Origin of the sequence: Peribacillus sp. NPDC096622 (genome assembly GCF_044762665.1) — a bacterium.
In the GTDB taxonomy this organism is placed as follows: domain Bacteria; phylum Bacillota; class Bacilli; order Bacillales; family DSM-1321; genus Peribacillus; species Peribacillus frigoritolerans_B.
On sequence record NZ_JBIWES010000024.1, the window covers coordinates 19,611 to 41,233 of the forward strand.

General features: G+C 39.6%; 21 protein-coding genes and 2 pseudogenes. 17 read left to right on the forward strand and 6 right to left on the reverse strand.

What is annotated here, in order from left to right:
* Positions 1-97 precede the first annotated feature (97 nt).
* Entirely contained in the window at positions 98-517 is a 420-nt protein-coding gene (locus ACIQYG_RS24330; protein WP_402843465.1) for a VOC family protein, read from the forward strand.
* Positions 518-636: 119 nt separating this feature from the next.
* Here ACIQYG_RS24330 and ACIQYG_RS24335 read toward each other — a convergent pair whose 3' ends face one another.
* On the reverse strand, positions 637-909 hold the full coding sequence (locus tag ACIQYG_RS24335) for a ribbon-helix-helix domain-containing protein (RefSeq protein ID WP_402843468.1): 273 nt from the start codon (positions 907-909) through the stop codon (positions 637-639).
* 375 nt (positions 910-1,284) lie between these two features.
* Between ACIQYG_RS24335 and ACIQYG_RS24340 the strand changes: the two genes are divergently transcribed.
* From ACIQYG_RS24340 to ACIQYG_RS24390, 11 genes and pseudogenes are all read left to right on the forward strand, one after another.
* Positions 1,285-2,613 carry a PTS sugar transporter subunit IIC gene (locus tag ACIQYG_RS24340; protein WP_402843471.1) on the forward strand — a complete coding sequence of 443 codons (1,329 nt, stop codon included), beginning with the start codon at positions 1,285-1,287 and terminating at the stop codon, positions 2,611-2,613.
* Positions 2,606-2,902, forward strand: coding sequence for a hypothetical protein (locus ACIQYG_RS24345; protein WP_402843474.1), 297 nt, complete (start codon positions 2,606-2,608; stop codon positions 2,900-2,902). The genes ACIQYG_RS24340 and ACIQYG_RS24345 overlap by 8 nt, the downstream gene beginning before the upstream one ends.
* Entirely contained in the window at positions 2,899-3,981 is a 1,083-nt protein-coding gene (locus ACIQYG_RS24350) for a DUF871 domain-containing protein (protein WP_402843477.1), read from the forward strand. The genes ACIQYG_RS24345 and ACIQYG_RS24350 overlap by 4 nt, the downstream gene beginning before the upstream one ends.
* A 30-nt stretch (positions 3,982-4,011) precedes the next feature.
* Positions 4,012-4,317 carry a PTS sugar transporter subunit IIB gene (locus tag ACIQYG_RS24355; RefSeq protein WP_402843530.1) on the forward strand — a complete coding sequence of 102 codons (306 nt, stop codon included), beginning with the start codon at positions 4,012-4,014 and terminating at the stop codon, positions 4,315-4,317.
* 24 nt (positions 4,318-4,341) lie between these two features.
* Complete coding sequence (locus ACIQYG_RS24360; RefSeq protein WP_402843480.1) at positions 4,342-4,668, forward strand: PTS sugar transporter subunit IIA; 327 nt, start codon at positions 4,342-4,344, stop codon at positions 4,666-4,668.
* Between the two features lie 262 nt (positions 4,669-4,930).
* Positions 4,931-5,834: pseudogene (locus tag ACIQYG_RS24365) on the forward strand (aldo/keto reductase).
* Positions 5,835-6,578: 744 nt separating this feature from the next.
* A complete protein-coding gene (locus tag ACIQYG_RS24370) occupies positions 6,579-7,178 on the forward strand; it encodes a nucleotidyltransferase family protein (protein WP_402843483.1) in 600 nt (199 codons plus the stop codon).
* 120 nt (positions 7,179-7,298) lie between these two features.
* Positions 7,299-9,458 (forward strand): xanthine dehydrogenase family protein molybdopterin-binding subunit, encoded by a 2,160-nt coding sequence (locus ACIQYG_RS24375; protein ID WP_402843486.1) that lies wholly within the window; start codon positions 7,299-7,301, stop codon positions 9,456-9,458.
* Entirely contained in the window at positions 9,455-9,919 is a 465-nt protein-coding gene (locus tag ACIQYG_RS24380) for a (2Fe-2S)-binding protein (RefSeq protein WP_034312987.1), read from the forward strand. The genes ACIQYG_RS24375 and ACIQYG_RS24380 overlap by 4 nt, the downstream gene beginning before the upstream one ends.
* Complete coding sequence (locus ACIQYG_RS24385; protein ID WP_402843490.1) at positions 9,916-10,782, forward strand: FAD binding domain-containing protein; 867 nt, start codon at positions 9,916-9,918, stop codon at positions 10,780-10,782. The genes ACIQYG_RS24380 and ACIQYG_RS24385 overlap by 4 nt, the downstream gene beginning before the upstream one ends.
* Before the next feature lie 26 nt (positions 10,783-10,808).
* Positions 10,809-11,603 carry an XdhC family protein gene (locus ACIQYG_RS24390; protein WP_402843493.1) on the forward strand — a complete coding sequence of 265 codons (795 nt, stop codon included), beginning with the start codon at positions 10,809-10,811 and terminating at the stop codon, positions 11,601-11,603.
* A gap of 338 nt (positions 11,604-11,941) precedes the next feature.
* Here ACIQYG_RS24390 and ACIQYG_RS24395 read toward each other — a convergent pair.
* A pseudogene (locus ACIQYG_RS24395) lies at positions 11,942-12,039 on the reverse strand (IS6 family transposase); the annotation flags it as partial.
* A 98-nt stretch (positions 12,040-12,137) separates the two neighbouring features.
* On the opposite strand from ACIQYG_RS24395, the gene ACIQYG_RS24400 reads away from it, so the two are divergent.
* Complete coding sequence (locus tag ACIQYG_RS24400) at positions 12,138-13,250, forward strand: DNA alkylation repair protein (protein ID WP_402843496.1); 1,113 nt, start codon at positions 12,138-12,140, stop codon at positions 13,248-13,250.
* 158 nt (positions 13,251-13,408) lie between these two features.
* Here the strand turns inward: ACIQYG_RS24400 and ACIQYG_RS24405 are convergent, their stop codons facing one another.
* Together ACIQYG_RS24405 and ACIQYG_RS24410 are read right to left on the reverse strand one after the other, a co-directional pair.
* Positions 13,409-13,951: an HPP family protein gene (locus ACIQYG_RS24405; RefSeq protein WP_402843499.1), complete on the reverse strand. Its 543-nt coding sequence runs from the start codon at positions 13,949-13,951 to the stop codon at positions 13,409-13,411.
* 122 nt (positions 13,952-14,073) lie between these two features.
* Positions 14,074-14,655: a CGNR zinc finger domain-containing protein gene (locus ACIQYG_RS24410; protein ID WP_402843502.1), complete on the reverse strand. Its 582-nt coding sequence runs from the start codon at positions 14,653-14,655 to the stop codon at positions 14,074-14,076.
* Between the two features lie 316 nt (positions 14,656-14,971).
* Here ACIQYG_RS24410 and treP point away from each other — a divergent pair, with 316 nt between their 5' ends.
* The 3 genes from treP (at position 14,972) to treR (ending at position 18,920) form a co-directional block, all read left to right on the forward strand.
* Positions 14,972-16,423 carry a PTS system trehalose-specific EIIBC component gene (gene treP / locus ACIQYG_RS24415; RefSeq protein ID WP_402843505.1) on the forward strand — a complete coding sequence of 484 codons (1,452 nt, stop codon included), beginning with the start codon at positions 14,972-14,974 and terminating at the stop codon, positions 16,421-16,423.
* An 81-nt stretch (positions 16,424-16,504) separates the two neighbouring features.
* On the forward strand, positions 16,505-18,175 hold the full coding sequence (gene treC / locus ACIQYG_RS24420) for an alpha,alpha-phosphotrehalase (protein WP_402843507.1): 1,671 nt from the start codon (positions 16,505-16,507) through the stop codon (positions 18,173-18,175).
* 31 nt (positions 18,176-18,206) lie between these two features.
* Positions 18,207-18,920, forward strand: a complete 714-nt coding sequence (gene treR, locus ACIQYG_RS24425; protein WP_402843510.1) for a trehalose operon repressor — start codon at positions 18,207-18,209, stop codon at positions 18,918-18,920.
* 140 nt (positions 18,921-19,060) lie between these two features.
* Here the strand turns inward: treR and ACIQYG_RS24430 are convergent, their stop codons facing one another.
* Together ACIQYG_RS24430 and ACIQYG_RS24435 are read right to left on the reverse strand one after the other, a co-directional pair.
* A complete protein-coding gene (locus tag ACIQYG_RS24430; protein WP_402843513.1) occupies positions 19,061-19,408 on the reverse strand; it encodes a DMT family transporter in 348 nt (115 codons plus the stop codon).
* Positions 19,409-19,433: 25 nt separating this feature from the next.
* Positions 19,434-19,763, reverse strand: coding sequence for a DMT family transporter (locus ACIQYG_RS24435; RefSeq protein ID WP_402843516.1), 330 nt, complete (start codon positions 19,761-19,763; stop codon positions 19,434-19,436).
* A gap of 277 nt (positions 19,764-20,040) precedes the next feature.
* Here ACIQYG_RS24435 and dnaN point away from each other — a divergent pair, with 277 nt between their 5' ends.
* The gene (dnaN, locus tag ACIQYG_RS24440; RefSeq protein WP_402843518.1) at positions 20,041-21,171 is read left to right on the forward strand and encodes a DNA polymerase III subunit beta; all 1,131 of its coding nucleotides are present in this window, start codon (positions 20,041-20,043) and stop codon (positions 21,169-21,171) included.
* Positions 21,172-21,623 lie beyond the last annotated feature (452 nt).

Below are 21,623 nucleotides of genomic sequence, written 5' to 3' on the forward strand. Positions count from 1 at the left end.
AATTCAGTTTGGATTGAAAAAAAACTTGTTTTTTTGATTTCGTTGTACTAAAAAAGTTGTAACCAATAGAAGAATGTGAGTAAGAAGGAGGGCAATCATGAAACCGCGTATTACTGTCATTACATTAGGTGTGGATGATTTGGAAAAATCGCTGGAATTCTATCGGGATGGCCTGGGATTTCAAACAGAAGGAATAGTGGGCAAAGAATTTGAACATGGGGCCGTTGCCTTTTTCGACCTGCAAGAAGGCCTAAAACTTGCCATATGGAAACGAAAGGATATAGCTCATGAGGCCAAGGTTCCTTTGTCTCCGGCAAGTCCTTCTGAATTTACCATTGGTCACAACGTAGGAAGTAAAGAAGAAGTGAATATTGTGCTGGAAAAAGCCAAAAATGCTGGCGCGATCATAACCGACCCGGCACATGACACTTTCTGGGGAGGATATTCTGCACACTTTCAAGACCCTGATGGACACCTTTGGGAAGTCGTTTGGAATCCGCTGTGGGATGGTGTATAGAATCATGTTTAGAGAGCATTTTTTTCATACCTCAGATTAATCCTTCTATTTTAATACAAAAAAAATGTAGGCAAATCGAATTTCAATGAGTTTGCCTACAGTATGAAACAAGTACTTTCCTAGGGGTTATGTGCTTGTTTTTTATTGATGAATTCTCTGCTTTTTGCAATCAATTCTTTATTTTTTTCAATCGCTTCGTTATTACTGTATTTCACCTGATTAACGGTCTCATTATCTTCCATGTATTCAAGAAGCAAGTCCACTGCTTTATCCATCAGTCTTTCGATGGGGATACCTCTTTCTTCAGCCAGATTAGCGAGTCTATTAGTCAAGTACGGATTGAGGGTAATGTTTATTGGTTTTCTCGTTTCAGAATTGATAGGCCGTTCCACCTTCAGTCTTTTAATCTATCATATACCTTTCATTGGGGTTAAACAAATATAGTATTGGGAAATGTGCATGCTTGTGGTTCATTTTGGCCCCTCAATTCTGGAAATGAAAAGTGATTTCAAAAAAGAAAGCAGGAAATTGACAGTGATCAATTTCCTGCTTTCTTTTTTTGAGCTTTTGCGGGATTCAAGAGCAGGATTGGTACTTTTTTTATCAACAGCGAATATATAACAGCACTATTTATTCTAAGATTTCAAAGATTATAACACAAACCATATTTTCAATAAAAATATTGACATAATGAATATAACGTTATAATGTTTATTTATTGGAATTGTTTGTTTTTTCAGACTCTTAATTAAAAGGGGGAAAAGTTATTGAATAATTTTATGGGGTTACTCGAAATGAAAGTGCTTCCAGTTGCAAACAAAATTGGTTCACAAAGACATCTGCTGGCAATCAGGCACGGTGTTCTAGCAACACTCCCACTGACGATCATTGGCTCATTCTTTGTTATTTTATTGAATTTTCCAATCGATGGATATGACGAATGGATTGCACCTTATCGTGGTGCTTTGGATGTTCCGTTTCGGTTTACGGTCGGAGCAATGGCTTTATATGCAGCTTTTGGGGTGGGATCAGCGCTTGCTGGTCATTATAAAATAGATCAGCTCAGTGCAGGCCTTCTATCGGTCTTAGCTTTTCTGATTACTTGTGTTGTGCCTACCCAAGTCATGGAATCCGTTCCAGGTGTAATAGAAGCGGGTCGCTGGTTACCTATCAGCTCCTTGAGCGCAGCCTCATTATTCGGGGCAATAGTAACATCTTTAATCTCCGTAGAAATTTTTCATTTTCTCATTAAGCGGGATATAAAAATCAAATTACCTGATAGCGTTCCGCCAATGGTTTCGAATTCCTTTGCAGCCCTGATTCCAACATTAGTCGTGGTCCTTCTTTTCTGGGGCATTCGTTATGGTTTGGGCTTTGACATTAACTCGATCATCACTACTTTGGTGTCACCTCTCAAAAATTTATTGGTTGGCAATAGTTTAATAGGTGGTTTGCTTACAGTCTTTCTCATCGTTTTCTTTTGGTCGCTGGGGATTCATGGACCGGCAATATTGGGTCCGATCATACGGCCAATGTGGGATTCGGCGATTCTCGAGAATATGGATGCATTTGCAAGAACGGGTAATGCGGCGAATTTGCCCAATCTATTTACCGAACAATTCATTCAATGGTTCGTATGGATTGGCGGGGCAGGGTCAACTTTATCACTTGTTGTACTGTTCTTATTTTCAAAATCGAAGTATTTGAAAGAGCTGGGTAAACTGTCCTTTGTTCCAGGGATTTTTAATATTAACGAACCTATCATCTTTGGAGCGCCAATTGTCATGAACCCCATTTTAATGGTTCCATTCATTGTTGCACCCTTGGTAAATGTCATCGTTTCCTATACATTCTTTCAATTAGGGTTAATACCGATGATAATGGCTAAGCTGCCGTTTACGGTCTTTAGTCCAATTGCCGCTGTCATCAGTACAAATTGGACAATCATGGCCGGGGTTCTGGTTTTATTGAATTTCGTCATCTCTTTAATGATCTATTTTCCCTTTTTCAAGATGTTCGAGAAGCAGCATCTACGTGATGAAAATAAAATAGAAGCTGGACCAGAAGAAAAGAAAGCGGGCATTAAATATGCTTGAAATTATATTCGCCATTCTATCATTTGTAGGGGCACAAATCATTTTTTCCCGAACAAGGCTTGGTGAAAAATTAACACCCTGGAAATCGGTTGGCCTGTCTATTTTAATCATTAGCTTTTCTATCTTTCTGTTTACCGCAATGGGATCGACTTATTATTTGATTGTCATTGTACCAACGATTATTTGTTCTGTAATGGTATCCTCCCGCTACCGTGACTATTTAATGGGATTACAGGCTAAGCGGGCTCAATGGAAAGAAAGTAGAAAAGGAGTGAACGATAGCTTATGAGAAGATTAGGTATTTCAATATATCCGGAACACTCTACACCTGATAAGGACAAGCAATATATTAAACTTGCCCATAGTTATGGTTTTGAACGAATTTTCACGTGTTTATTATCGGTTTCAAAACCATATGAAATTGTCATGGAAGAATATAAAAATATTATTTCTTATGCGAAAGCGCTACATATGGAAGTCATTCTTGATGTTGCTCCAGCTGTTTTCGATAAGTTTGATATTAGCTATGATGATTTAAGTTTTTTCGCAGAAATGGGAGCAGACGGCGTTCGATTGGATCTTGGGTTCGATGGCTTGAAAGAAGCTAAAATGACCTATAATCCTTTAGGATTGAAAATCGAATTGAATATGAGTAATGATGTCGATTATTTATCGAACATTCTTACGCATCAGGGGAATAAAAATCAAATCATTGGCTGTCATAATTTTTATCCGCAAAAATTCACAGGTCTCCCTTACGACTTCTTCATCGCCTGCAGTAAACGTTTTAAAGAACATGGCATTCGTACCGCTGCATTCGTTACTTCACAAACCGGTGATATAGGTCCTTGGAGTATTAATGATGGATTATGCACATTGGAACAGCACCGGGAACTATCAATTGATGTACAGGCCAAGCATCTATGGGCAACGGGTTTAATTGATGATGTCATCATTGGGAATGCTTACGCTAGTGAAGAGGAACTAAGAATGCTGGGATCTCTGCAGCGTGACATGATCGAGTTGAAAGTGGAACTCCATTCGGAGGCGTCACCAATTGAGCGAAAGGTCGTGTTGGATGAATTGCACCTTCGCCGTGGAGATATCAGTGAGTATATGGTCCGTTCAGTGGAGGTCCGGAAAAAATATGCGAATGATGATTTTGCAATCCGGGAAAGTATCCCACAGCATAAAGGGGCCGTTTTCATCGGCAATGATTCTTTTGGAAAATACAAAGGCGAACTTCAAGTCATCTTAAGGGATATGCCATTGGATGAACGAAAAAATGCAGTCGCCCATGTTGTAAATGAGGAACTTTTTTTGCTGGATTACATTAAACCTTGGGGCACATTTAGATTAATTAAATAACCTGAACCTAGTTTATAAGGAGGAATAATGATGAATATACTATTATGCTGTTCTGCAGGAATGTCCACTAGTCTATTGGTTAATAAGATGGAGAAAGCGGCGGTGGAAGAAGGATTGGACGTGAAAATCCAGGCTGTTGCCACTATGGAAATAAGAAACCGTATAGATGAGGTGGATGTTATTCTTTTAGGCCCTCAAGTTCGTTATTTACTTAATGAAATAAAGAAAATAGGGGATGAAAAAGGAGTACCTGTAGATACGATAAATCCAATGCATTATGGATCATGTAATGGAAAGGAAGTATTGCATACGGCCCTCCAATTAATTTCAAAATAACATACGATCATAAGGAGTGGTAAAATGACGAAAACGAAAGAGGATCTATCAGAATTATCATTTCAATTAATCCTCCATAGCGGGAATGCCCGCAGTTGTGCAATGGAGGCCATCGCCTTGCAAAAACAAGGTAAATCAAGCGATGCCCAGGATAAATTAAAGGAAGCGGAACATGAATTTGTTGCTGCACATAAAATCCAAACCGCATTGATTCAACAAGAAATAAATGGTGGGAAATTCGATATTCCAATGCTCTTGATCCATGCTCAAGATCACTTGATGACTTCCATGACAACAAAAGATTTAGCGATTGAAATCGTGGAATTACACGAGAAAACTCAAAAGAACTAACAAAATTCAGGAGGTTGCTGCGGCAGCCTTTTTCTTATGTTCATAACGTGTGAACTTGCACGAGAAGGCGGCGATATATTTCTTCATGAAACTAAGCTAAATAAATATGGCAGATAAGGGTCACTCAAGATTAGGATTCTCCGAAAACTTAAATTATACTAAGGTTTGTGGCAGTAGCTATAGATACTGACACAGATTAACGAAGGATAGTCATGATAGGAAAAACAAACAACTAATTAGCAAGATCAAAGGGGAGAAAAACATGCAAAGAGTCAATCTAACTGAAGAGCTTAGTCTTTCACGCATTGTACACGGTATGTGGAGATTGTCAGATTGGAGAATTTCTGCCGAGGAAATCTTATTTCTTATTGAATATGGAATGGAACGGGGCATCACTACATATGATCACGCCGATATATATGGAAGTTATACGTGTGAGGAGAATTTTGGGAATGCACTTTCATTAAAGCCTTCTTTACGCGATAAAATGGAGATCGTTACGAAATGTGGCATCGTTCTCCAATCAGAAAACCGTCCTTCCCATAAAAGTCACCATTACGATACTAGTAAAAGCCATATCATAAAGTCTGTTGAACAATCACTTATGAATCTTAAAACGGATTATATTGACCTAATACTTATCCATCGTCCGGATCCCCTGATGGACCCGGCGGAAACGGCTGAGGCTTTTTAATCAGTTAAAGGAATCAGGGAAGGTCCGAAACTTTGGAGTATCGAACTTCAAAAAACCGCAATGGGATATGCTTCAATCTTATCTAGAATATCCGCTTGTGACGAATCAGCTGGAGCTTTCTGCATACAATCTTGAAAACTTCGAAGATGGAACCTTGAACTTATGTCAGGAAAAAGGCGTTGCGCCGATGGCATGGTCACCGCTTGCAGGAGGAAGCATCTTTGAGGAGTCGAATGAAAAGGCTGTCCGCTTAAGAAAAACGTTAGAAATCGTGAAAGAAGAAATCGGTGCCAATGGAATAGATGAAGTGATGTATGCATGGCTATTGAAACATCCCGCAAAAATCATACCAATCGTTGGATCCGGTAAGAAAGAACGGTTGGACAGCGCCATAGATTCACTAAACTTAAGCATGGAAAAAGAGCAATGGTTTAACATATTCACAAGCTCGATGGGACATGATATTCCGTAATGAATTGTACCGTTGAACAAGAAACCTTGCCTTCATTAATGGGGACCTCCGTAAAGAGGTCCCCATTCTTAAATTTCAAACAATGACGAGAGGGACTTTCACTTTTCAAACAAAATGATTTTTGGTGAATTTTTTTTAGTGCTAATAAGAACTTGCCATAATAATAATACTATTTGATTTTCGAGGTGAAACAACATGAAAATCGGGGTAATAGGCTCAAAGTATTTTGTTGGAATCCATATCAATCCACTTTCCCATGTTTCCTAAGGTACAATTCACTTCCTTTCAATATGATATGTGGAAGAAAGCAGTCTATTTATAGAAAATGCGGGAAAATAAACCGATCTAGTACTGTTTTCAGGTTCCATACCTTTTTTATGGATACGAAAAGGTTAAAAGGGATTTAATGGAAATTATTCATATCCCATCTTCTGGACTTTCAGATAATCCTTTCTCAATACCTTCTATTTGTCTTTCACTAACAGTGGTCTTTGTGAATTATAAATAAGGACTATGTATTGTCTCTTTGTATCTTTTGATAATTTAAAAATAGTATCAAGTTGGTTAATAAGTAATATAATGAGGCTTTTATGCATATAAAGAAAAAACACTATCCAGATTGTTTAATTAAAATTCAAAACATAAACAATCAATGTTCTCTTAATAGTCCATACAGCAAATCCTTACACCGCTTGTGCTTTTATTGTGAGAATTAAGAAAAATGATAGGTAGAAGGTGACGAATATGGAAGCAATCGTCCTAGCTGCTGGATATTCCAGCCGAGCGAATGCATTTAAAATGACTTTGCCGATGGGGCAAATGAGCGTGTTGGGGCAAACGATCTCTAAATTTGAAGGATTATGCAGCAGGGTCATCGTCGTAGCTGGATTTCAAGCGAAAATCATCCAAGAGGAAATTGTCAAAATCATCAGTGAAAATGCCTATTCATTTCAGATCAAGTTTGTTTATAATGAAAACTTTAACCAGGGAATGTTTCATTCCATTCAAAAGGGCTGCAGCGAAGTAAAAGCCCCAACCTTCTTTATAACACCCGGCGATTGTCCGCTTGTAAAAAAAGAAACTATTCAGCTACTAGCAAAACACAAAGGAAACGTGGTTATTCCCAGCTTTGACTATAAAGGCGGCCATCCCATTAAATTATCAAGCGAAGTGAAAAAGAAAATTCTCGAAACCAATCCAGAAAGTAATTTGCGTGTGGTCCTGGGCGGTTACGAAAAGCAATACATGAATGTAGATGATGCGGGAGTATTAATGGATGTTGATACACCGGAGGATTACCAAAAAGTCATTGATTATCATAATGCTTTAAATTTCTCGAAGTAAAAATAAAATTATAAACTACGAAAATCTTTAATAGAAATGAATCATAAAAGTTCATTCTCATTGATAAAATCATAGGAAGAGGTTTCCCATTAAAAAAATGAGTCGAAGGGTGTTGTTGCAATGAATCTCAAAGACATAAGCACCTCAGTGCCCAAAAAGGACCATAAAGGTAAAGTATCGGGCCAGTTGCCCTATATTAGTGACGTGAAAGTGGAAAATATGGTTTATGGTGTTTTGTATCGATCGCCAATTGCTTATGGAAAAATCATATCCATTCAATTACCTAACCTTCCGGAAGGGTATGAAGCTGTTGGAGCAGAGCATATCCCCGGACCGAATTATGTCAAAATTATCAAAGAAGATCAGCCCATTTTTGCCAATGAGTGGGTCAATTATATTGGTGAGCCAATTCTCATGCTCACGGGCAAAGACCTGGATATCCTGTACAGTTTGTTAAATGAAGTGAAGGTTGAATTTGAAGAACATCAGGCTATCTATACATTGGACGAAGCGATCAAGCAAAAATCAGTATCCTTAGTTTTGGCAAGCTATGAATTTGGGGAAAGCTTAGAAAACATTTCAGCTATCGAGCAGGGAGCCCATCAAATCATCGAAGAAGAATATGATACGGGTTATCAGGAGCATGTCTATCTTGAGCCGCAAGGAATGCTCGCCGTTTATAAGGATGATGAAATTGTCGTCCAGGGATCGATGCAATGTCTTTATTATATAAAAAATGCATTGCTAAGCGCATTAGCCTGTGGTGACGATGAAGTCAGAGTTGTTCAAAGTCCTACCGGCGGAGGTTTTGGCGGCAAAGAAGATTATCCTTCTATGATGGCTTGTCACGTAGCCGTTGCCGCAAGAGCAGTCAAAAAATCGGTAATGCTCGTGTTCGACCGTTCTGAGGATATGCTGGTAACGACGAAAAGGCATCCGGCCAAACTCAAATATCGGACGGCCCTTGATAAGGAAGGTAATATTTTGAGCATGTGTGTTGACATCTTTCTCGATGGAGGGGCAAATGTGGGGTTGAGCTCTGTCGTGCTGCAGCGCGCATTAATAAACAGTGCCGGTGTTTATAAAATTCCGCATTTTCATGCAAAAGGCTATGTCTTAAAAACCAATACCGTTCCGAACGGCGCCTTCAGAGGCTTTGGTGCTCCTCAAAGCTTTGCCGGAATCGAAAGTCATATTGGACATCTTAGTAAACTGGCAAAAATCGACCCGCTTGAATATAAACGAAAATACCTCGTCAAACAAGGAGACCCCACCATCACCAAAGGTAAATTCCGCGACCCGATATTAGTGGAAGAAATGATTGAGGACGTACTCAACGTGTCAGAATACAAAAAGAAAAAAGAAGACTTTCAGCGCTTAAATCAACAAAATCAGCGCTATAAAAAAGGCATAGGAACTTCGCTGTTCCTCCACGGCTGTGGATTTACTGGCAGTGGCGAAAGAGATCATATTAAAGCAAAGGTGAAACTGGTTAAATCAAAGGACGACCAGGTATCACTAAAAATCTCAAACTCTGATATGGGACAAGGTATTTTGACGACGTTGTGTAAAATTGTCGCCAAAGAACTTAACCTCCCGTTCGAAGATATTTTGTACCCTTATCCCGACACAAAAGAGGTTCCCGACTCGGGTCCGACCGTAGCTTCCAGGACGACGATGATTGTCGGAAAATTGCTTGAACGGGCCGCAAAAAAACTTAAGAATCAGTGGCAAACTGGGGTGGAACAGGAAGTAGTTGAGCACTATGTTCACCGTGAAATGATTCCTTGGGACGAGAAAACCTTCACTGGAGATGCCTACCCGGCTTATTCATGGGGCGTTAATATCGTTGAAGTAGAAATTGATACGTTAACAGGTAATTTAAAGTTAGAAAAAGTATACGGCAATTATGAAGTTGGGAAGGTCATCGATGAACGGATTATGAAAGGCCAAATTGACGGTGGTTTGGCTCAAGGGCTAGCATACGGTTATCTAGAAAAGATGACGTCAAAACAAGGTAGAATCCAACAAAAAAGCATATCGGATTATGGACCGCCGACTTCATTGGATGTTGTTTCAATTGAAAGCAAGGTCTTTGATAACCCCTATGCTGACGGTCCATACGGGGCGAAGGGCGCAGGTGAATTGACTTTAATCGGAGGCGCTCCAGCAGTCCAAGCGGCGATTGAGGATGCCCTGCACACTTCATTTCAGCAAATTCCGATTACACCGGAAGCCATTATTGAAAGTCTTTGGATGAAAGAAGGTGAAGAGGGTTGATTAAATTCACACTAAATGGAAGAACGGTAGAAACTGACGCCCCTGCTACAGCAAGATTACTAGATTTATTAAGAGATGAGTTTGAGTTAATCGGAACAAAGGAAGGCTGTGGTGAAGGGGAGTGCGGAGCCTGCAGTGTTTTTGTGAATAACCTCCTGCAAAACAGCTGCCTTATTCCAATTGGCTCGATTGCTGGTGCCGATATTCAAACGATCGAAGGCATCATTGAAACGGAACAATTTAAAATTTTAGATGAAAGCTATTCCATCGCCGGGGGAGTGCAATGCGGCTATTGCATACCGGGAATGATTATGGCAAGTGCAGCTTTGTTATCTGAAAATCCTCATCCTTCAGAGGCTGAAATTCGTGAGGGCATCTCCGGAAATCTGTGCCGATGTACGGGCTACAATATGATTGTTGAGGCGATTAACCTAGCAGCTAAAAAAGGTGATGGCTTATGATAGAGAAAATAACAGCGTATCGCTTCGAGAGTTTAGACGAAACTCTGAGCCAATTGAATAGAGAAGATTGTGCAATCATGGCCGGAGGCACCGATGTTATGGTTCTTCACAAAAGTAGAAGGGGAGTACCTCCAAAAATCCCTAAACCGATTGTTTTTATTAATCATCTTTCCGAATTAAAGCAGGTGTATCAACATCACAAGGATCTCCACATCGGGGCCTGCTGTACCTATAGTGAATTACTTGAAAATCCGTTGATTCCTTTTGCTTTAAAGAATGCAATTAAAACAATAGCTGCCCCGGCAATTAGAAACCGGGGAACATTAGGCGGTAATATTTGCAACGCCTCTCCAGCCGGTGACATGCTTCCTTTATTATATGTATACAATGCAAAGCTTCTGTTGCGCTCCGTAAATGGTGATCGCATGGTTGCGATCAGCGATTTCATTCAAGGTCCACGACAGGTTCAACGCTTTCACAATGAAATAGTAACGGAGATTATTCTGCCGTTCGTATTAGGAGATTCACATGTCGTTTTCGAGAAAGTCGGCAACCGCAACGCAGATGCCATTGCCAAAGTATCGTTTGCGGGTTTCGTCCGGATAAGCAAAGATCGAATCGATGACATTCGATTTGCCTTCGGGGCGGTCGGTCCTACGATGGTTCGTTCCATTGATATTGAGAAGAAGCTGGTTGGAAAAACGATACCATTAGCCGATGCAGACATCGCTGAAATTGTGGCAGCCTTCGATAAGATCATTAGACCAATCGACGATCAACGCTCCACTGCGGCTTACAGAAAAACCGTTGCGTTACATCTTTTACGTTATTTTCTTAGCATGAAGCAATATCAACCGAATTAATGTTTAAAGATAGGGGGGAGCTTTTCATGCAGCTGATGGAAAAAGTGGCCATGCTGACGCGTCAAAACGAAACCTTTGCTTTAGCCATGATTATTGAATCAAAGGGCTCGACTCCCAGGCATGTTGGAAAAATGATTGTCTACCGGGATGGTACCATTGAAGGGACTGTCGGAGGGGGCTTGGCTGAACACTATGTGATCGAAGATAGTGTAAAGGCGATCCAAAATGGCCAATCGAAAATCGTTGAATATAAATTGAATAAACATGCAAAAGACGGAATTCAGATGAATTGTGGCGGCACGTTACGGGTCTTTATTGAAGTCTATACAAGCAGGCCTGAACTCATTCTCGCTGGGGCCGGTCATTTAGGCCATGCGTTGGCAAAGCTCGCTGATTTCCTCGAATATCCTTATTGCATTGTCGATGATCGCGTTAGTTATTGTACAAAGGAACGCTTTCCGAATGCGGCAAACCTTTTTGTGAACGAGGATATTGGAAAGGCTTTGCTCGCAGCCAACCTAAATGAAAAATCATATGTGGTAATTGTTACAAAAGATTGTGATGATATTGTATTAAAAACGGCACTGCAATTTCCGATTGCATATGTTGGGATGGTAGCCAGTAAACGCAAGGTCATAAGCATATTTGAAAAGTTAAAAAGTGAAGGGGTCACGCAAGAACAGTTGGAGCAGGTCCATTCTCCAATCGGATTGGAAATTGACTCGGAAACATCAGAAGAAATTGCCATCAGTATTATCGGACAAATCATCAAATTAAGCAAGGAAAAAAAGCCTGTAAAAGTGAAACAATTAAATAGATAAGTAGAAAGGTCAGATAAAGCTAAAATCAAAATGTCTAATAGACAATGGGGTCAGTCACCGCTGTGTTAAAGTATTAACACAGTGGGACTGACCTTTTTTCTTTGATAAAAGCTAGAAGCAGGCCCTTGCTCTTCGAGTGGGCATTTTGTCGTTTTGATTAATTCATTAATATGGTAGGAATATTTTACTTTATATGCTACTACTATCATACTATACACAAAGGAAAATTTCGGGAGGGATTTTGTATGGGGATATTAGATGGACTTATGGGAAACGGGTTCTGGTACAAAGATTATATCCATTGGAAAGAGGGATATAGATTCCTATAGAATCAGCTCTTATGCAGCCATTCCAAATAGTGATGAATGAACTTCACTTGATTTTGGACAGACTTGTTCTGTAAAGTAAGCTGTCCTTTTTTAATGATATGCATCGCTCTATGGATGAGAGTGCATAAAATAAGTTGAAATGATAGCTGATAGGTAGTGCAAGTATCCAAAAGCAAATTTAACCTGAAGAAAAGAAGTGAATGAAATGGCTGAGCCTTTAAAGGATTTATATAATGAAACGTTCATTCGTGAATTCAGTGAAAAAGTAAGAGGCGTGTATCCGTCATTTTCTACTGAATCGTTCATTGGGAAAGTTATGGATGAACATTGGGACGAAAGAAAGTTAAAGGAACGAATTAGACACATTTCGATTATTCTTGGAAAGCATCTTCCAAGTGATTATCAAGAGGCTTTGGATATTTTGTATCGGCTTGAAAAGGATTGTGAAGGGTTTAGATATTTATTTTTCCCGGATTTTGTAGAGGTACATGGATTGAATAAGAAAGATTGGCCATTATCGCTAGATGCGTTGGAGCGTTTTACTGCAAGGTCATCCTCCGAATTTGCCATCCGTGCTTTTATCTTGCTTGATCCCGTTTTAATGATCGAGAAGATGAAGGAATGGACCAATCATGATGATGAGCATGTCCGCAGGCTGGCAAGTGAGGGGTGCAGGCCCAGGTTACCTTGGGGCCAAGCTTTACCGATGTTCAAATCCGATCCGGCACCAGTCTTGGAATTACTTGAGAACCTGAAAAATGATCCATCCCTATATGTTCGCAAAAGTGTGGCCAATAACTTGAATGATATTGCCAAAGACCATCCCAAAACCGTAATAGAAACTGCCAAGCGCTGGTATGAAAGCGGAGAACCCAACACGATTTGGATTGTCCGTCGGGGATGCCGGACCCTTGTTCGGCAAGCAGATCCAGAAGTCCTTTCATTATTTGGATACACGGATATATTGAATAATCCGAATATCATTACAAATGCATTTATTAGAAATGAACCAGACTCGATTTTTATTGGGGAAACCAGTGAGCTTCATTTCAAGTTTCAAGTGGACGCGAAGAATACGGCGAAACTTCGTATTGAGTACGCCATCGATTTTGTAAAAGCCAATCAGAAAACTTCCCGTAAAATTTTCCTTTTGGCTGATAGGGATTTTTCAGATGGTGAAGGAGTTGAAAGAGTGAGGATTCACAATTGGAAAGACCTGACGACACGTCGACATTACATGGGAATCCACCGAATATCACTCCTAGTAAATGGTGTGGAAGTTGCCGAAACGCATGTCAAACTAAATGATGGAAGATAAAGGATATTGAAAGGCGTGGGAGATCTTAATTTACAGGAATACCAGCACTTATAGCTGACAAACGAGGACCCTGAGAGTTCCTCGTTTTTAACTTTTTCATGATAGTGAAACATGGTAAAATTACTTTTTACTTTATCTAATAACACTTTAAAAAACAATCAAATCCAAAAAGTTGGATAGCTCCGATTACTGCGCAAATTATTAATTAACAATGCCAGTAAAACGATTAACACGGCACCAGTTAAAACAGGCGTAAATAAATAACTCCAGCTATACTGGCCAAGCATGACTACAAGCGGGTCTGCCCCAGCTGGCGGGTGCGTCGTTTTTGTCAGCATCATCACGGCAATTGCTAATCCCACAGCCAAGCCGATTGCCCAAGGTTCATCGCCAAAAAAATGAAAGGAAGCTAAACCTACGAATGTTGAAACAAAATGGCCGCCAATAATATTCCGCGGCTGTGATAATGGGGCGTTCCAAAGACCGAACGCCAGTACACAGCTGGCGCCAAATGGAGCCATTAACCACACTGTTGATGTTATTTTTGTTAAGAGAATTAAAGCGAATATAGTTAAAAATCCCCCAAACAGTCCCGTTATCGCGTCCTTTACATTTATCTGTAAAGGGCTTCTTCCTTTTCCCTTCATCTTAGATAAATAACGGATATGAATTTTATGTCTCGCTACTGAAATACGGTCCAAAATGCCCCCTCCTTATTTATATAATTAGACTTTACATGAAATATATTAACCTGTCAAAACCATTTTTAAAGGTTAGTTTGAGTATCCATAAAAAAAGCCAACTTATATAAGTTGGCTCTTCATTACTCATCAAATTTCCGGTGTTGAAATCGGGCTACCTTTTTTCTATTCCCGCATATTTTCATTGAACACCACTTGCGTCTTCCGCTTTCATCGATAAATAACAGGACGCAGTCATCATTCGAGCATCGCTTTAGTGATGACAGCTTATTTTCTGCAATTAAAGTTAATGTGTCAAAGGCAATATAAGATTGCAGGATATCTTCCGCTTCACCAACAGGTATGGGAACCAGTTTTTGATCACTTAATTTATAAGTGAAAGGTGATTTTTCGATTTTATTTTCTAAATAGGCGATAAACTCATCAGGAATCGGATTCCCATCAGCTATTAATTCAAATTGTTTTCTTAAAATAGTACGCATTTCTAGAATGCCTGCAAAAACCTTTTGAATTCTCTCTTCAATTTTTAAGGATAACGGATTCTCCAAATATGAGTTTTTCCCTTTTATTACAGAAATCCAGTCCAGTACATCCCCTTCTGATAGAAATAAGTCTTGCCGTTGACCACGACTGACCAGTTCCGTATTCACTAAATCCAGAGAAAGATTACCTGATATAAGTGGAAATTTATTAGTTTCAGACATAAGTTCATCTCCCATGTTCCTACTAAATTCTAACCATTAAAATGTTAATTGAGAGGTTATATCACCATTATACCCCATTTCGGAATTTTCCAGCTACTCGTTTTAATTATGGGATAATATGAAAGTTATCCAAAAATCCAAATTAGCAATAACAGAATAGTAATGAAACTACATGATAATCAATCCTTTTAAAGTGAGGGAAAAAGTTCTTGACATAACCTGTACGTACAGGATAATATGAAAGCGTATACAGAACCTATACGTACAGGTTATAAAAACAACTATATTTTGCTTTCTAGGGAAAGGAAGTAGTGAAATGGGTAAATACACAGAGCCAGCAACGGATTTGCTTCAACATGTCGGAGGGAAAGAAAATATTGCGACGGTTACGCATTGTGCGACAAGAATGCGTTTTGCGTTGAAAGATCCCGCCAAGGCGGATGTAACGAATATCGAATCGATTAAGCTTGTGAAAGGAACGTTTACGCAAGCTGGCCAGTTCCAGGTCATAATCGGGAACGAAGTATCATCGTTTTATAATGAATTCGTTTCCATTGCTGGACTTCAGGAAGCGTCAAAAGAAGATGTGAAAAATGCGGCTAAACAGAATATGAGCTGGCTGCAGCGTATGATTGCACATTTAGCTGATATTTTCACCCCGCTGATTCCTGCCATAGTCGTTGGCGGACTCATTCTTGGGTTCCGCAATATCATCGGCGATATAAAAATGTTCGATGATAGCACAAAGACCCTTGTGGATATTTCACAATTTTGGGCAGGGGTACACGCCTTCCTTTGGCTGATAGGTGAAGCTATTTTTCATTTTCTTCCTGTTGGGATTACATGGTCGATCTCGAAGAAAATGGGCACGACTCAAATTCTCGGGATCGTCCTTGGTTTGACCCTGGTTTCCCCACAGCTTCTTAATGCATATGCAGTGGCAAACACGAAGGCAAGTGACATACCTTTTTGGGATTTCGGTTTTGCCCAGGTCGATATGATCGGCTACCAGGCCCAAGTCATCCCAGCGATACTTGCAGGGTTCGTCCTGGCGTATTTAGAACGGTTCTTGAGAGATAAAGTGCACAATTCCATTTCCATGATCGTCGTTCCATTTTTCGCTTTACTTCCAACTGTAATCATTGCCCATACCATATTGGGGCCTATAGGCTGGAAAATCGGTTCTGTCATTTCTACGGTTGTATATTCCGGATTGACTTCATCAGTTGGTTGGCTATTTGCTGCCGTTTTCGGCTTTGCTTATGCACCCCTTGTCATCACGGGACTGCATCACATGACAAACGCAATCGATCTTCAGCTTATGAGTGAACTTGGCGGTACGAACCTATGGCCAATGATCGCATTATCCAATATTGCACAAGGAACGGCCGTGCTTGCAATGATTTACATCAACAGAAAGGACCAGGAGGAAAGACAAGTTTCCATACCCGCTACGATTTCATGTTATCTCGGTGTAACCGAGCCAGCCATGTTCGGGATTAATCTGAAATACGGCTTTCCGTTCTTAGCCGGTATGATCGGTTCACTTTTCGCAGGCATCGTTTCAGTCGGATCTGGAGTAATGGCAAATTCCATTGGTGTTGGAGGGATTCCAGGTATCCTATCCATCCAACCACAGCATATGGGAATGTTTGCACTCGCGATGTTGGTTGCTTTCGTTGTGCCATTCATTTTGACTATAGCATTCTCCAAGCGTCCTAAAATGAACTTGAAAACTAGAACGAAAACAACGAAATTAAATGCTTAATAACGCGGAGGGAGAAGGATTCTCCCTCTTTTTTACCATACTTACAAAAGATACATCTGGGATAGCAGAGGAGGAATCACAATGAAGGATTTTAAAAAAAGTACCATCTATCAAATTTATCCGAAGTCATTTAAGGACTCGAACGGTGACGGCATCGGGGATATAAATGGAGTTATAGAAAAACTTGATTATCTGAATAAACTGGGAGTGGATTATATTTGGCTGACGCCTTTTTATCGTTCACCGCAAAATGATAACGGATATGATGTAGCGGATTATACATCCATTGATCCTGTTTTTGGGACGATGGATGATTTCGAAAGATTGGTGAAGGAAGCTAATTCACGGGATATCCAAATCATGCTTGATATGGTATTCAACCATACATCAACAGAGCATGAATGGTTCCAAAAAGCATTGGCTGGAGAGAAAGAATATAAGGACTATTATATTTTCAAGAAATCGAAAAATGGAGAGCCCCCTACCAATTGGATTTCGAAATTCGGGGGCCCTGCATGGGAATATGTAGCGGAACATGATGAATACTACCTCCATTTGTTCGATCGGACACAAGCTGACCTTAACTGGGAAAATCCCAAAGTAAGGCAGGAAATCTTCAATATAGTAAACTTCTGGATGGAAAAAGGTGTAAAAGGATTCCGTTTGGATGTCATCAATCTTATTTCGAAACCTGACATCTATGAAAATGACAAAGATGGAGATGGACGATGCTTTTATACAGACGGTCCCAAAATTCATCAATTCCTTAAAGAGATGAATGAAGAAACTTTCGGGAAGGATGAAGAGGTGATGACTGTAGGGGAAATGTCATCGACGACCATTGACCATTGCATCAAATATTCATCTCCAGTTGAAAGCGAGCTGTCCATGGTATTCAGTTTCCATCATCTAAAGGTGGATTATAAGGATGGGGAAAAGTGGTCACTTGCAGATTTTGACTTCGGGCAGTTAAAGGAGATCCTAAGCAGCTGGCAATATGGGATGCAAGAAGGAAACGGGTGGAATGCCCTGTTCTGGTGCAACCATGACCAGCCGAGGATCGTATCCAGGTTTGGGAATGATCAAGAGTATCATAAGGAATCGGCCAAGATGCTGGCAACAGCCATTCATATGCTTAGGGGAACCCCTTATATTTATCAAGGGGAGGAAATAGGGATGACCAACCCGAAATTCAATGATATTGGACAATATCGGGACGTGGAATCGATTAATTATTATAATATTTTAAAAGAGGCAGGCAAGGATGAAAAGGAAATAATCGAAATCCTTCAAGCTAAATCCCGTGATAACTCGAGAACTCCCATGCAGTGGGAAAATACGGAGCATGCAGGATTTACAAAAGGGACTCCATGGATTACGGTGCCTGATGATGTTAAGAACATCAACGCTGAACACGCACTAATGGATCAGGATTCCATTTTTCATCATTACCAAAAACTTATATTCTTACGCAAGAAACATGATATCATTGCATATGGGCACTATCAGGAAATTCTTGGCGACCATGAAGCTTTGTTCGCTTATGTACGCAGTCATGAAGACGAGAAACTTTTGGTCATCAATAACTTTTATGCAAATGAAGCGTCCTTCGAAATGCCAAAGGATATTGACCTATCGGGATACAACTCAGAGCTCCTGCTTTCAAACTATATCGATTCGAAAGAAATTGCAGGTGATTTTATCCTTCGTCCCTATGAATCGGTTGTCTATTTGTTGAAAAAGTATGAGTAGCAGACTAAGAAAAATATATTGTGGTGATGAAATGAACAGCAAATATCTATCGCTATATGGTGATATCGTTTCAAAAATTGAAGAAGGAACCTATCCGACAAATTCAAAGCTTCCTTCCGAAAGCAGCTTCATGGAAGAGTATGATATATCCAGGGATACTGTGAGAAAGTCCTTACAGTTGCTTGAACAAAATGGATATATCCATAAAATCAAAGGCAAGGGTTCATTTGTCTTGGATTTCAGCAAATTTAATTTTCCTGTAGCAGGGTTGATTTCCTATAAAGAAATGGTGGAAAAGTTGAATTTGCATTCCAAAACGATCATTCATAAGTTGGAGCTTGAGACCCCCGACTCGAACATGGCCAAGCTTCTGGACTTAACTGATGATGGTAAAGTATGGAAGGTCTTCCGGGTACGGCAAATCAATGGGAAGAAGATCATACTGGACAAAGACTATTTCAAAAGCGAGTTCGTAACTAATCTGACCAAGGAAATTTGTGAGGATTCGATTTATGGATATATCGAAAAGGAACTCGGTCTCCAGATTGGGTTTTCCAATAAGGAAATTACCGTGGAGCCATGCAGTGAAGAAGATAAACAATTATTGGACATTGAAGACTTCGATATGGTGGCAGTTGTGAAAAGTACGGTCCATTTAATCGATGGAAGCTTGTTTCAATATAGTGAATCCAGGCATAGACCCGATAAATTCAAGTTCACGGACTTTGCACGGAGGACTTGGTGAAGGCTAAGGATGAAATGAAAAGAAGAAATGACTCTTAAAAAGAGATGCCGGGCGGACTTTTCTAATTCAGTTCAAGGTATCGTGTTAAACTTATAGATATTAATATTTTTGAATGAGCGGGGAGAGTAGGAGAGTCAAACTTAGTTTGATTCTCCTTCCGCTTGTTTGGAGGTATGGGAAGCATTTAGTAAAACCACTCCGCCGATTATTAATACTAAGCCGCCTAATGTAGTGATACTGAATGGCTCATTCCATAAAAGTACGCCAATCAATGCTGTTAAAGCTGTGCCTATTCCTGACCAAATGGCGTATGCTAAGCTTAACGGAATTGTTTTAAGACATACAGATAAACTATAAAATGCAATTCCAAATCCTATTATAACCCCAAATGAAGCGAATAAATGTGTGAAGCCTTCAGACAGCTTAAGCATGGTCGTACCAAATACTTCGCTTATGATTGAAATTCCTAAAGCTATGTATCCTTTCATATTGTTACCTCCGATTACTAAATTTTTAAGAAGTGCCTTCACTAGAGAGCTTCAATACAACCACTCCGCCAATAATCAAGACTAAACCTAAAAATTTTTTCAGGTTAAAGCTTTCTTTATAAACGATAACTCCCACTAAAGCAGTTAAAGCTGTTCCTATTCCCGACCAAATGGCATAAGCCGTTCCAAGCGGGATGGTTATTAGAGATAATGACAGGCAATAAAAAGCCAAACCCATTCCAATTACCACACCAATGGAAGGGAATAACCTTTTAAACCCGTTTGATACTTTTAACATCGAACTGCCAAACACTTCACTTACGATGGCCATTGCCAAAAATGCATAATGATTCAAGATTTAACACCTCCTAAATATGGATTACTATTTCTCAATCTCTTCCCCCAAGAATCTTAACATCTAAAGGACTCCTATTAAACTAATACCACCTATAGCCAGACTCATATTTTCTGTCATTGCAGAAAATATCCTTTCACGCTCAATTTTAGGCTGAAAGTGGTACAATAAGCCGCCTCTTCGAACCTGAAAGCAACATATAAGAGTGTTGAACAGGGATTTTAAGGGATTTTGTCGAATGGTTCCTTTAACGATTATATTGGGGTGAATTTATTTCATGGAATTTAAAATAAACAAAGAATGTTTCAATAAGGCGATTACAGATGTCAGCCATGCCGTTTCCATAAAAACGCCTATACCCATTTTATCAGGTATAAAGATAGTGGCTAATGACGATTGCTTAACCCTTCTTGGTAGTAATTCCGATATTGTCATTGAAAAAACGATTCCTTTAACGATTGATGGTGTAAAGGAATTGGAGGTTTTTGAAAAGGGTACGGTCGTTTTATCAGCTAAATATTTAAGTGGAATCGTAAAAAAATTACATGATGTCATCCATGTAAAGCTGAACGAAAATCTATCAGTTACTATTAAATCAAATGAAATAGTCATGAACTTAAATGGATTACATTCCGGGGAATACCCAAATACCCCTCAAATGGGTGGATCTGGTTATTTTAATATCCCATGTGTTGAATTATTGGAAATCATAAAACAGACTGCGTTTGCCGTTTCTAAAAGCGAGGCCAGACCTGCACTGACAGGAGTCAATTTGTCTATCAAGGGAAACAAGCTAACTTGTGTTGCAACAAATTCCCATCGTTTAGCGCTAAGAGAACTTGTTTTAGAATCAAAGTTGAATGGGTCTTTCATCATTCCAAGTAAAAGCCTTAATGAATTAACCAAGTTATTCATTAATGAAGCGGATATCATACATATTTTCATCACAGAAAGCTTTATCGTCTTTAAATCAAATAATATCTCACTTTTTTCAAGGCTGATTGAAGGTAATTATCCTAATGTATCAGGATTGCTGCCAAAAGATTTGAAAACGATCATAACCTTGGACACCAATACACTGTTAAAGGGTATTGATAGGGCCTGCCTTTTTGCAAATGAATGGAGAAATAACAATGTACATATAGAAATCCTTGATAAAAGTAAGTTAAGGATATCCTCTAATTCATCGGACTTAGGGAAAATAGAAGAAACACAAAGCATCAATTCATTCAGAGGTGCGGCCGGGTTATGTGTATCACTGGATGGAAGTTTTTTATTGGATGCCTTAAAAGCAATAAAAGAAAACGAGGTAAAGCTAAGTTTTGGCGGTCCAATGAGACCTGTCTTAATCGAGCCAAGCGATAATTCCTCCTATCTTCATCTCATTTCACCAGTGAGAACATACTAAAGGGCAAAGACTGCAGGATACGAATACAAGGGTGAATCACCAAACTTCAACAGCGGATTATGTAATTAGCAGTCGTTTTGGCTGCTGAGCATTGTCGGAAGAATCTCTTTAAAGAGGTTTATTTTAAAATAAACCACGGTAGAATATATAGTGGCCCCTACAATAGCTAAATACTCACGATTCGTTTTTCAGTCCCTATATCCGTAAGGAACGCTCCAAGTACAAATACCCGAGCATTTAAGCCAATGGGTCTTTGTCTTTACAGAAGGTTCATTTTATAACATGGAAAAAATAACAAAGATGATGATATGCAGCAAGTTCATGCCAGGCTTTGAAATAAAATAAGAAAGGGGAGAACGAGTCAGCCATATGACCTGTTCTCCCTTTTGTTCTTAGGAATCCGTCACTTCAATCAGATAGTAAGGTCGAAAGTGACGGGTAGTTAACAAAAA